The organism is Arthrobacter sp. CJL-S3, from assembly GCF_056711635.1.
The window spans coordinates 4,048,972-4,061,390 of the sequence record NZ_CM160046.1; the positions used below are offsets into that span (position 1 = coordinate 4,048,972).

9 protein-coding genes are annotated in these 12,419 nt (G+C 68.7%); 2 read left to right on the forward strand and 7 right to left on the reverse strand.

Going from position 1 to position 12,419, the window contains the following annotated elements; genetic code table 11:
* Positions 1 to 18 precede the first annotated feature (18 nt).
* Positions 19 to 3,483, forward strand: coding sequence for a DEAD/DEAH box helicase (locus tag AC06G6_RS18620; protein WP_479824614.1), 3,465 nt, complete (start codon positions 19 to 21; stop codon positions 3,481 to 3,483).
* A 21-nt stretch (positions 3,484 to 3,504) separates the two neighbouring features.
* On the opposite strand, the gene AC06G6_RS18625 is transcribed toward AC06G6_RS18620, so the two are convergent.
* The 6 genes from AC06G6_RS18625 to AC06G6_RS18650 all read right to left on the reverse strand — a co-directional run bounded on the left by AC06G6_RS18625 (position 3,505) and on the right by AC06G6_RS18650 (position 8,888).
* Positions 3,505 to 4,062: a hypothetical protein gene (locus tag AC06G6_RS18625; protein WP_479824616.1), complete on the reverse strand. Its 558-nt coding sequence runs from the start codon at positions 4,060 to 4,062 to the stop codon at positions 3,505 to 3,507.
* 111 nt (positions 4,063 to 4,173) lie between these two features.
* Positions 4,174 to 4,596: a heat shock protein transcriptional repressor HspR gene (locus AC06G6_RS18630; protein WP_479824618.1), complete on the reverse strand. Its 423-nt coding sequence runs from the start codon at positions 4,594 to 4,596 to the stop codon at positions 4,174 to 4,176.
* A 15-nt stretch (positions 4,597 to 4,611) separates the two neighbouring features.
* Positions 4,612 to 5,601, reverse strand: coding sequence for a DnaJ C-terminal domain-containing protein (locus tag AC06G6_RS18635; protein WP_479824620.1), 990 nt, complete (start codon positions 5,599 to 5,601; stop codon positions 4,612 to 4,614).
* A gap of 94 nt (positions 5,602 to 5,695) precedes the next feature.
* Positions 5,696 to 6,382, reverse strand: coding sequence for a nucleotide exchange factor GrpE (locus AC06G6_RS18640; RefSeq protein WP_479824622.1), 687 nt, complete (start codon positions 6,380 to 6,382; stop codon positions 5,696 to 5,698).
* 2 nt (positions 6,383 to 6,384) lie between these two features.
* Positions 6,385 to 8,247: a molecular chaperone DnaK gene (gene dnaK, locus AC06G6_RS18645; RefSeq protein WP_479824624.1), complete on the reverse strand. Its 1,863-nt coding sequence runs from the start codon at positions 8,245 to 8,247 to the stop codon at positions 6,385 to 6,387.
* A 275-nt stretch (positions 8,248 to 8,522) separates the two neighbouring features.
* Entirely contained in the window at positions 8,523 to 8,888 is a 366-nt protein-coding gene (locus AC06G6_RS18650; RefSeq protein WP_479824626.1) for a hypothetical protein, read from the reverse strand.
* Positions 8,889 to 9,108: 220 nt separating this feature from the next.
* Here AC06G6_RS18650 and AC06G6_RS18655 point away from each other — a divergent pair, with 220 nt between their 5' ends.
* Positions 9,109 to 10,077 carry an NAD-dependent epimerase/dehydratase family protein gene (locus tag AC06G6_RS18655; protein ID WP_479824628.1) on the forward strand — a complete coding sequence of 323 codons (969 nt, stop codon included), beginning with the start codon at positions 9,109 to 9,111 and terminating at the stop codon, positions 10,075 to 10,077.
* 25 nt (positions 10,078 to 10,102) lie between these two features.
* Here AC06G6_RS18655 and AC06G6_RS18660 read toward each other — a convergent pair whose 3' ends face one another.
* Positions 10,103 to 12,334 (reverse strand): MMPL family transporter, encoded by a 2,232-nt coding sequence (locus tag AC06G6_RS18660; protein WP_479824630.1) that lies wholly within the window; start codon positions 12,332 to 12,334, stop codon positions 10,103 to 10,105.
* Positions 12,335 to 12,419: the final 85 nt, after the last annotated feature.

A 12,419-nucleotide genomic window follows, 5' to 3' on the forward strand; every position in this document is an offset into this window, starting at 1 on the left:
CCGAAAGTAAGTGCGCACATGCCCTCCCATCCGGACGATAGTGCGGCACTGGCAATACAGACTCCCGCGATCAACGACCGCTCCCTCGCGGCCGGACTCGCCTACGCCATGGGTAGCCGCGTGTCCGGCATTTCCTTCGACGCCGCCACCGGACTCATGCTCGGCAAGGTGCGGGGCGGCGCCGACGTGCCGTATTCGACGACGGCGAAGCTGGTCCGGAAGGCGGGCGGCTGGAGCTGCACCGTGGGTGTCTGCAGCTGCCCGGTGCGGAAGGACTGCAAGCATGTGGCCGCGCTGTTGTTCGCAGCCGAGGACAACCCCGCGATCCGGGTCCAGCTGCTGGCTCCCGCCGACGTCAGCCGGCTGTCCCGGCAGGCCCCGGCGCTCGAGGTTCCGGACTGGGAACAGGCCCTCAGCCCTCTGATTGCCCAGCCGGGGATCACGCAGTCCACCAGCGGGGTCCCGCTGGCGCTCCAGTTCGAGATTGAAGAACCCGCCCCGCACTTCTCCTACACCGGACGCCGGGATCCGCTGCGCAGCGTGCGCCAGCTGAAGGCCCGTCCCGTGATCATGGGCGCCAAGGGCAAATGGATCCGCGGCGATGTCTCGTGGAACACCCTGAGCTACCTGAGCTACCGGCGCGAATGCAACGAGTCCCACGTCGAGTGGATGCAGGAGTTCCTTGCGTCGCACACCGCCCAGGCGAACCGCCAGCACGCCGGAACCGGGCTGTGGCTGGGCCTGAACACCTATGCCGGGAAGAACCTGTGGAGCCTGCTGGCCCAGGCCGGGAAGATCGGCCTAGCCCTGGTCCACAGCCGCGGCCCGGAGCCGGTGCGGCTCGTTGAGCAGCCGGCCGCCGTCGGGCTCAACCTGACCCGGTTCGGCACCGCGCCGGCCCCCGTCGAGGGGGACGGCGCCGTCGTGCCCGCCGCCGACGGGGACGACGGCGGGCTGTCCCTGGCCCCCAGCATCACCGTGGAGGGGGAGGTGGTTGATCCGGCAAGCGTCGGGACCATCGGGCGCCCGGCGCACGGGATCTTCCTGACCTCCGGGGCGGACGCCCTGCCGGGTGTCGCGCCGACGGACTCCGCCATTACGCTTGCCCCGCTGGAGAGCGGGCTCAGCGAGGAGCTCCTGACCTTCGTCACGGCGGGCACCACGCTGCACATCCCGGCCCGGGACGAGAGCCGCTTCCTCACCGGCTTCTACCCCAAACTCAAGCAGAGCGCGCGGGTCACGGCCTCCGACGAGTCCGTGGTGCTGCCCCAGCTGGCTGTTCCCACCCTGTCGCTGCTGGCGAACTACGGCGCCGATCACCGGGTCCGGCTGCACTGGGAGTGGCACTACAAGTCCGGCACGCTCGTCACGTCGCAGCCGCTGTGGCGCCACCCCGGCGATCACGGCTACCGGGACGACCCTGCCGAGGCCCGCATCCTCGAAGCCCTCGGACAGCCCTGGGACGTGGTGCCGGCGCTGGGCGAGTCGGCCACGGGCGGCTGGGGAACACCGCGGCTGGCAGCCTCGGCCGAGCTCAGCGGCCTCGACACCCTGGCCTTCACCGAGGAGCTGCTCCCTGCGCTCCGCGAGGTCCCCGGCGTCAGCGTGGACACGGCCGGCGAAATCGCCGACTACCGCGAGGCCGAGGAGGCCCCGGTGGTGTCCATTTCCACCAAGGCCACCGAGCAGCGGGACTGGTTCGATCTGGGCATCCAGATTTCCCTGGAGGGCCAGCCGGTGTCCTTCGCGGCCGTTTTCTCCGCCCTCGCGGCCGGCCAGACCAAGATGCTGCTGCCCAGCGGCGCCTACTTCTCCCTGGACCTGCCCGAACTGCACCAGCTGCGGGCGCTGATTGAAGAGGCGCGGGAACTGCAGGACAACAAGGACGCGCCGCTGCAGATCAGCCGGTTCCAGGCCGGGCTCTGGGACGAGCTCGCGCAGTTGGGCGTCGTGGACGAACAGGCCGCGGCCTGGCGTGAGGCTGTCGGCGGGCTGCTGGAAGGCGGCGTGAAGGGCCTGCCGCTGCCCGCAACCCTCAACGCCGAGCTGCGCCCGTACCAGCTGGAGGGCTTCAACTGGCTCAGTTTCCTCTACCGTCACGGGCTCGGCGGGGTGCTGGCCGATGACATGGGACTGGGCAAGACCGTGCAGGCGCTGGCGCTGATCTGCGCCGCCAAGGACCTGGCGTCCGGGACGTCCGCGGCGCCCGACGGCGGTGCTGCCGCCGGCGCCGCGCCGGGCGCCGCACCTTTCCTCGTCGTTGCCCCGACGAGTGTGGTGGGCAACTGGGAGGCCGAGACCGCGCGGTTCGCCCCCGGCCTCACGGTGCGCGCCGTCGGCGAGACCTTTGCCAAGAGCGGTTCGAGCCCCGCGGAGGCCATGGCGGGGGCGGACATCGTCATCACCTCCTACGCCCTGTTCCGGATCGACTACGAGGCCTACGCCTCCAAGGAATGGGCCGGCCTGGTCCTGGACGAGGCCCAGTTCGTCAAGAACCACCAGTCCAAGGCCTACCAGTGCGCCCGGAAACTCCCGGCGGTGTTCAAGCTCGCCATCACGGGCACCCCGCTGGAGAACAATCTGATGGAGTTCTGGGCGCTCACCTCGATCGTCGCGCCGGGGCTCTTCTCCAGCCCGAAGCGGTTTGCCGAGTACTACCAGAAGCCGGTCGAGAAGAACGGCGACAAGGCCCAGCTGGACAAGCTGCGGCGACGGGTCCGTCCTCTCATGATGCGCCGCACCAAGGAGCAGGTCATCCACGACCTGCCGCCGAAGCAGGAGCAGATCCTCGAGGTGGTGCTGAACCCGCGGCACCAGAAGGTCTACCAGACGCACCTGCAGCGGGAGCGGCAGAAGATCCTGGGCCTGATCGACGACGTCAACAAGAACCGCTTCACCATCTTCCAGTCCCTCACCCTGCTGCGGCAGCTCAGCCTGGATCCCTCGCTGATCGACCCCTCGCTCTCCGGGGTGCGGTCCAGCAAGCTCGATGTGCTCTTCGAGCAGCTGGAGGACCTGGTGGCGGAAGGGCACCGGGCCCTGATCTTCAGCCAGTTCACCGGCTTCCTGGGCAAGGTCCGCGAGCGGCTCGTCGAGGAGAACATCGAGTTCTGCTACCTCGACGGCAGCACCCGCAACCGCACCGACGTCGTGAACGAGTTCAAGAACGGCGCCGCGCCGGTGTTCCTGATCAGCCTCAAGGCCGGCGGCTTCGGCCTGAACCTGACCGAGGCGGACTACGTGTTCCTGCTGGACCCGTGGTGGAACCCGGCCTCCGAGGCGCAGGCCGTGGACCGCACGCACCGGATCGGCCAGGCCCGGAACGTCATGGTCTACCGGCTGGTCGCCAAGGACACCATCGAGGAAAAGGTCATGGCGCTCAAGGCCCGGAAGTCCCAGCTGTTCGCGGACGTCATGGAAGGCGACACCCTCTCCGGCGGAGCGCTGACGGCCGAGGACCTGGCTGCGCTGTTCACCGACTGACGGGGAGCAGCACCGGGCGGGTCAGGCCGCGGCCGGCGCAGTGACGGACCGGGAGGCCGTCTGCTTCCGGAACCAGGTGGCCAGTTTCTTGCCCTTGCCCTTCCACCAGCTGTCCTCATCACCGCCGTGCTTCCACCGGTAGGTCACCATGACCATCATGAAAACCCCGCCGGCGACGTCCTGCCATGTCCCGCTCGCGGCATCGATCAGCACGCTGACGGCGCAGATCAGGATCGAGGGCCAGGCCAGGGTGGTGAAGACGGTGTTGGCCACGTAGCGGCGGTGGGACCGCGGCACCGAGAGGGCGCGGACCATGTCGAAGCAGACGCAGATGACGACGATGGTCTGGCCCACGGTCAGCAGGATGGAGCCCGTGATGGATCCTGCGAACATGGCCAGGGCCTGGAGCCCGGAGTTCATGCCCTGCCCGCGATCAGTGCGGGTCCAGGTGCCGGTGTGCCCGGCGAAAGTGAGTTCAACATGCGGCGCCCCCCGGCGGTCCTCGCTGTTCGGCTGGCGGTGATGCCAGCCGTTCGTGCAGGACAATTCAAACGGCCGGGCGGCCCCGAAGTCACGCAAACCCTGTACCCGTCTTTCCGGCCGGGAACTACCCGGGCGCGGACGCGAATACTTGCCCTGGGGCAGCCGACTACTTGGACGGCGCGGGCCGGAGCCTGCCGGCGGGCGGCGTCACTCGCCGTTCCGCGGCCGCCACACCACGATTGCCTGGGACCGGGCCCGGGGGCGCTTGCCGCGGGCCAGGCTGACGACGTCGCCCGCGGCGCCGGCGGCGAAGATCCGGGACTCCAGGCTTCGGGGGCGGCGCTCGAGTTCCTCGCTCAGCTCGGCCACGCGCCGCTGCAGGGCCGCCACCTGGTTCTCCAGCTGGAGGATCCGTTTGATGCCTTCGAGGGAGACGCCCTCCTGCGAGAGCCGCTGCACCTCGCGGAGCATGGTGATGTCGCGCTGCGAATAGCGGCGGGACTTGCCGGGGGCCCGGCTGGGCGAGACGATGCCCAGCCGGTCATACTGCCGCAGCGTCTGGGGGTGCATGTCCGCGAGTTCCGCGGCGACGGAGATGACGAAGATCGGCTGCTCGTAGTCGATGGCCATGGCGGGCATCCGCTTCTAGAGCCGGGCCTTGGCTGCCAGTTCGGCGCGGACGTCCTCGCCGGCGGTGGCCGCGGCGAAGGCCTTGACGGCCTCCTCGGCTTCCTTGTTCAGCTTCCGCGGGACGGCGACGTCGATGGTCACCAGCAGATCCCCGGTGGCCTTGGAGTGCTTGACGCCGCGACCCTTGACGCGGAGAGTGCGTCCCGACGGCGTGCCGGCAGGGACGCGGACCCTGACCTTGTCGCCGTCGATGGTCGGGACCTCGATGTCGGCGCCCAGGGCGGCCTCCGGGAAGGTGACCGGCACGTGGATGCGCAGGTTGTCGCCGTCGCGGACGTAGAAGTCGTGCGGCTTCACCGAGACGGTGACCATGAGGTCCCCGTTTCCGGCCGGACCGTACTGGCCCTTGCCGCGGACCCGGACCTTCTGGCCGTCCTTGATGCCGGCCGGGACACGGACGTCAATGACTTCGCCGTCCGGTTCACGCAGGCCGATGGTGGTGCCGCGGATGGACCCGGCGAAGGAAATGGAGGTCGACGCCGTCCGGTCCGCGCCTTTCTGCGGGGCCCGCTGGAACGACTGCCCGCCGCCGCCGAAGCCGCCGCCCGCTCCGCCGAAGAGATCGGCAAACTCCGGCGGAATGCCGCCGGCTGTGCTGTAGCCGCCGGAGTGGCGTCCGCTGCCGCCGGTGAACAGCCCGCCGAAGAGGTCCTCGAAGCCGGCCCCGCCGCCGGCGCCGCCGCTACCGCCCGGGGCGAACCGGGCTCCGCCGCCCATCGCCCGGATGGCGTCGTACTGCTGGCGCTCGTCGGCGTCGGAGAGCACGGAGTAGGCCTCGGAAATGTCCTTGAACTTCTTCTCCGAAGCGACATTCCCCGCATTGGTGTCCGGATGGTGCTGCCGCGCGAGCTTCCGGTAAGCCTTCTTGATGTCGGCGTCGGAAGCGTCCTTGGCGACTCCAAGGATCTTGTAAAAGTCCTTGTCCACCCAGTCCTGGCTAGCCAATGGCGTTTCCTTTCAAATCTGTGTGCCGAGGTGACAGTTCGCGCCGATGTTTGGTCGAAACACGGGCGCGAACTGTCACTTCGATGGGGTACTGCTACGCCGGAACAGCCACGATGACCTGGGCTGCCCGCAGGACCCGGTCGCCGGACTTGTAGCCGGAGCGCAGGACCTGGCTGACGGTGTCGATTTCGACATCCGGTCCGGGCTGCTGGATGAGGGCCTCGTGGATCGTGGGGTCGAACTCCACGCCGGTCTCATCGATGCGCACCAGGCCGTACGTCTTCAGCGCGTTCTCCAGCTTGGCGGCGATCGCGGCGAACGGTCCGTCCGTGAGGTCACCGTGCTGGCGGGCGGCGTCGACGTCGTCCAGCACCGGGAGCAGGGAGTTCAGGACGCCGATGACGGCCATCTCCCCTGCCACGGCACGGTCGCGTTCGACGCGCTTGCGGTAGTTGACGTACTCGGCCTGCAGGCGGCGCAGGTCATTCCTGAGCTCCTCCGCCTCCGCGCCGTCGGCACCCTGGGCCACGGACTCCGCGGCCGGCACCTCCACACTGTTGAGGATGTCCTCCGCCTGGGACAGTGCGTCCCCGGAGTCCGTTTCCGAGTCTGCCGAGGCGGCGCTGGCGCGCTCCTGGTCGGGGTGGCGGGCCTGGCCGGTCTTCGGATCAACCTTGCGGTTGTCGTGGATGATCGGCTTCTGCGGCTCGTTCTCCCGCTGTTCGGCGTCGCGACGGCTCTCGGAAGAACCGTGCTCTTCTTCGTTACCGTGGTGCGGCATGATTACTTCTTCTCGTCTTCGTCTACGATCTCGGCGTCGACGATGTCCTCGTCGGAGCCTGCGGCCTTCTCACCGGCGGGGGCACCCTGGGCGCCGGTGGCGCCGTCGGGGGAACCTGCCTGCGCGTAGATGGCCTCGCCGAGCTTGCTCTGGGACGCCTGCAGCTTCTCAAACGCGGTCTTCACGGCTGCGTCATCGGTGCCTTCGAGGGCGGCCTTGAGGGCGTCGACGTCGGCCTTGACCTCGGTCTTGACCTCTTCCGGCAGCTTGTCGGCGTTGTCGGCGATCAGCTTGTCCACGGAGTACGCGAGCTGCTCGGCAGTGTTGCGGGTGTCGGCTGCCTCGCGGCGGGCCTTGTCCTCTGCTGCGTGCTCCTCGGCGTCCTTGACCATGCGGTCGATGTCTTCCTTGGAGAGGCTGGAACCGCCCGTGATGGTCATGGACTGTTCCTTGCCGGTGCCCTTGTCCTTCGCGGAGACGTGCACGATGCCGTTGGCGTCGATGTCGAAGGTGACCTCGACCTGCGGGACGCCGCGCGGGGCCGGAGCGATGCCGGTCAGCTCGAAGGTGCCCAGCGGCTTGTTGTCGCGGGTGAACTCGCGCTCGCCCTGGAAGACCTGGATGGCCACGGACGGCTGGTTGTCATCCGCCGTGGTGAAGGTCTCGGAGCGCTTGGTCGGGATGGCCGTGTTGCGCTCGATCAGGTGCGTCATGATGCCGCCCTTGGTTTCGATGCCGAGGGAGAGCGGGGTGACGTCGATCAGGAGGACGTCCTTGCGTTCGCCCTTCAGGACACCGGCCTGCAGGGCGGCGCCGACGGCGACGACCTCATCCGGGTTCACGCCCTTGTTCGGCTCCTTGCCGCCGGCGAGTTCCTTGACCAGGTCGTAGACGGCGGGCATACGGGTGGAACCGCCGACCAGCACGATGTGGTCGATCTGGGAAAGCTGGATGCCGGCTTCCTTGATGACGTCGTGGAAGGGCTTCTTGGTGCGCTCGAGCAGGTCCTTGGTGAGGTCCTGGAACTTAGCGCGGGTCAGCTGCTCGTCCAGGTGCACCGGGCCGTCGGGGGTGACGGAGAGGTACTGGAGGGAGACGTTGGTGCTGGTGGAGGAGGAGAGTTCCTTCTTGGCCTGCTCGGCTGCCTCACGCAGACGCTGCAGGGCGATCTTGTCCTTGGACAGGTCGATGCCCTTGACCTTGAGCTGGTTCAGCAGGTAGTTGACGACGCGCTGGTCCCAGTCGTCGCCGCCGAGGCGGTTGTCACCTGCGGTGGAGCGGACCTGGATGGTGGAGAAGTTGTCTTCGTCCTTGCCCACCTCGAGGAGGGAGACGTCGAAGGTTCCGCCGCCGAGGTCGAAGACGAGGATGAGTTCGTCTTCCTTGCCCTTGTCCAGGCCGTAGGCCAGTGCGGCCGCGGTGGGCTCGTTGACGATGCGCAGGACCTTGAGGCCCGCGATTTCGCCGGCTTCCTTGGTGGCCTGGCGTTCGGCGTCGTTGAAGTACGCCGGAACGGTGATCACGGCGTCCGTGACCTTTTCGCCGAGGTAGGACTCGGCGTCGTTCTTGAGCTTCATGAGGATGCGGGCGGAGATTTCCTGCGCCGTGTACTTCTTGTCGTCAATGGCGACGCTCCAGTCGGTGCCCATGTGGCGCTTGACGGAAGCAATGGTGCGGTCAATGTTGTTGACGGCCTGGCGCTTGGCGATCTCGCCGACCAGCACTTCGCCTGACTTGGAGAATGCAACTACCGACGGCGTGGTCCGGCCACCCTCGGCGTTGGCAATGACGGTGGGCTCGCCACCTTCGAGAACGGAGACGACGGAGTTGGTTGTTCCGAGGTCAATACCTACTGCACGTGACATGTGTTGCTTCCTTCTTTCCGGGGAAACTTGCTGAGCTGGCTGCGGACCGTAGCGGTAGCAACCGCATGGGTCCAGCCGTTATTGAGTGATCTGCACTCAACTTTACTCAGACCGGTTTCAAAGTCAATTCAAAGTTGAGCGCCATACGCTCAACCTGACTTTTAGGAGGTTGCCTGGCGGGTCGCCGGACGGGCCAGTTCCCCGGAATTCCGGCACTCTTCAGAGCGGCGGCCAGGCTGGCCGCCGCTCGTTTCGCTGTGCGCGAAGTGCGCCGCCTAGCGGTCCCGGCGGTCCGCTTCCCCGGCGGAGTCGTCCCGGGTGCGTCCCTTTTCGCCCGCATCGCCGGCGGTTCCGTAGTCGCCTTCGGGGTATTCGCCCTCCACGGCGGTTGGCGGCGTCGTGTCGGCGCCTGCCTCTCCGTAGTCGCCCTCGGGGTAGTCGCCCTCCTCCGCGCCGACGGCGGTGGTGCCGCTGACGCCCGCAGCCCCGTAGTCACCGGTGGGGTATTCGCCTTCCGCGGCCTCAGGCGGGTTCTCCCCGGCGGTGCCGGCCGCACCGTAGTCACCTTCGACGTACTGGCCCTCGGCGGCCTCGTCGCCGGATTCCGCTGCCGTTCGATCAAACTCGTTGTTTTCTGACATGGTTGGATCCTTCCTGGAAGCCTCGGCGCGCCCAGGCAGGCGCACGGGCAGTCTATCGAGCACGGCCGGGAGGCAACAGGGGGTCGGACAGCGGTAGACCGCGCACCGGGACAGGCTGCATTCTGGTGTCCGAGGGCCCGGCTCTCAACATCGAGCAGGGCCGGCGAAGGCAGACCCCGCCCGGCCGCCGGTGAATGACCACAGCGAAAGTGAGCACCCCATGTCCCCGTCTGAATCCCCCGCGGCCCCGACCCCGACCCCGGCCCTGTACGTCGTCACCGGCGCCGGACCGGTCGGCTGGACGGTCGCCGAACAGCTCGCTGCGGCGGGCCACCGGGTGCGGGTGCTCACCCGGTCCGGCAGCGGTCCCGACCACCCGCGCGTCGAGAGGGAGTCCGTGGATGTGTCGGACCCGGCGCAGCTCGGCGGGCTGTTCCGCGGCGCCAAGGCCGTGTTCCACTGCATCCACGGCTCGCGGTACAGCGCCCGGACCTGGGCGGAGGAGCTCCCGCGCGCCGAGGCGGCGGTCCTGGCCGCGGCGGGCGAGGCCGGCGCCGTGGTCGTCTTCCCGGAAAGCCTGTACTCCTACAGCGAGCCGGACCGTCCGATGACGGAGGAGGGCCCGCGCGAGGCCCGCGGCGGCAAGCGCGGCGTCCGGACCGATCTGCTGAAGGCCCGGGCGGCGTCCGCGACGGACACCGTGAGTGTGGTGGCGAGCGATTTCTTCGGTCCCAGGGTCCGCAACTCGCATGCCGGCGAGCGCATGGTGAAGCCGGTCCTGGCGGGCAGACCCCTGATGGTGATCGGCAACGCGCGGTTGCCGCATTCGTTCACGTATGTGCCGGATCTGGCCGCGGCCATGATCCGGGCCGCGCAGGATCCGGGGCTCTGGAACCGGGTGTGGCATGCACCGACCGGCCCTGCGCCAAGCCAGCGGGAGATCGCGGGGGCGTTCGCGGCCGCCGCCGGCGCCCGGACCCCGCGGGTGGCCGGGGTCCCCGGCTGGGTGCTGCGGACGATGGCCGTCGTTTTCCCCGGGGCCCGGGAACTGGCCGAGACCCTGTACCAGTTTGAGCACCCCTTCGTGATGGACTCGCGCGCCAGCGAGGCCGCCCTGGGGCTGCGGCCGACCCCGCTTAAGGCGGCAGCCGCCGCCACGGTGGCCTGGTGGGGGGTCCAGGAGCCGTGACGGCGGCTGCGGTCGGTGGGTCGGGCTAGCGGATTCCCGCCTCGGCGGTCTCCGGCTCCGGTTCCGGGGCTGGCCGCAGGCCGCGCGCGGCGGCATCCGTTTCGGGGCGCCCCAGCTTGCTCGGCCACCAGATCCGCGGGCCGATGTCGTAGGCCAGGGCCGGGACCAGCAGGGACCGGACCAGAACGGTGTCCAGCAGGACGCCGAAGGCCACAATGAAGGCCAGCTGCACTAGGAACATGATGGGGATGACGCCCAGGGCCGCGAAGGTGGCCGCGAGGACCACACCGGCGGAGGTGATGACCCCGCCCGTGACTCCCAGGCCGCGCAGGATGCCGGGCCGGGTGCCGTGCTTCAGGGATTCCTCCCGGACCCGGCTCATCAGGAAGATGTTGTAGTCCACGCCCAGGGCGACCAGGAAGACGAAGCCGAAGAGGGGCACGGTGGCATCGGCGCCCGGGAACCCGAAGATGTTGTTGAACACGAAGGCGGAGACGCCCAGCGCGGCGCCGTAGGACAGGACGACGGAGGCGACCAGCAGCACCGGGGCCAGCACGGAGCGCAGCAGCAGCATCAGGATCACGAGGATGACCGCGAGGACCACCGGGATGATGGTGACGAGGTCACGCTGGGCGGTGGTGTTGGTGTCCAGTGCCGTGGCGGTCACTCCGCCGACCAGGGTGCCGTCGTCGATCTTCTTGAGTTCCTGGCGGAGAACCACCACCACGTTTTCGGCGTCGTTGGAGTCTGCGGCGAAGTTCAGGGTCGCGTTGATCAGGACCTTGCCGTCCCGGACGGCCGGAGCCGTGGGAGCCGGGGGTGCGCCGGGGGCAGCGGGAGCGCCGGGAATGATCGGCATGCCGCCGTCGGCCAGCAGATAGGCGTCCCCGACGCCGTCGGTCGCCTTGGTCTGCGCCAGCACTTCCTGCGCCGCCGCCTCGTTGGCGACGATCACGGCAGGACTGCCGGATCCGGCGTCGAAGTGCCGGGCCAGGGCGTCCTGGCCGTCGACGGCGTTGGAGGCGGTGAGGATGACATCGGTCTGCGGGACGCCGTTGGCCTTGAGCTGCAGGACGCCCGCGGAGGCCACCAGGAGCAGCAGCACGGAGGCGATCCAGACGGTCCGGGGCTTGCGGGAGACGAGGGAGCCGGTGGCGCGCCAGACGCCCTTCTGCCCCTCCAGGCCGGTGACGATTTCAGGCTCGCGCTCGGTCTCCGGGAGCAGCTTGGGGAGGAACGGCCAGAACGCGGCGCGGCCCAGCAGCGCCATCATCGCCGGCAGGAGGGTGAGTGCGGCGAAGAGCGCGCAGAGGATCCCCGCGGCCGCCACCGGGCCGAGGGCCTTGTTGGAGTTCAGATCGGAGAACAGCAGGCAGAGGAGCGCGATGATGACCGTGGCGCCGGACGCGATGATAGGTTCCCACGAGTTTTTCCATGCTGTCAGCGCGGCGGCCGTCCGGTTGGTGGTGTGCGTCAGCGCCTCGCGGAACCGGGACACATAGAGCAGCGCGTAGTCCGTGGCGGCACCGATCACCAGGATGGACAGGATCCCCTGGCTCTGGCCGTTGAGCTGGATCCAGCCGAGCTTGGCCATGCCGAAGACGAGCAGGATGGCGGCGCAGAGGGCGAAGACCGAGGTGAAGAGGACGGCGATCGGCAGCAGCAGGGAGCGGTAGACAATCAGCAGAATCACGAACACCGCGCTGAGAGCCGCGAGCAGCAGGATGCCGTCAATGCCGGCGAAGGCGCTGACGAGGTCCGCCGTCAGCCCGGCCGGACCGGTCACGAAGGTCTGCATGCCCTCCGGGGCGGAGGCCTGCACTTCGTCGCGGAGTTCCTTGACGATTTCCTTCACTTCGCCGGCCGAATCGATCGGGACCACGAACTGCACGGCCCGGGCGTCTTCGGACGGAATGGGGCCGATGACGGTGCTGCCGCCACCCACGGCCTCCAGCCCGCCCTTCAGGGCGGCCACCTCGCCGAGCTGGGCCGGGGTGAAGGCGGATTCGCTCTCGATGACAATGACGGCGGGGATCTCGTTGGTGTCCCGGAACTTGGCCTGCCAGTCCTGGACTGCCGTGGCCTCGGCCCCGGCGGGGAGGAAGGAGGCCTGGTCGTTCGAGGAGACCTCCTCCAGCCGGCCGAAGGTCGGTCCCCCGATCCCGGCGATGGCCAGCCAGGTGATGACGAGCAGGACCGGGACCAGCCAGCGCAGCCAGAAGGGGACGCGGGCACTGGTGCGTGGAGTCTTGTTCATGGTTCCTTCTGGTGCTTGCCTCGGAGGAGTAGAATTGAGTCCATAGTAGACTATCTCCACCATCGAGATAAAGAGCGGGGATAAA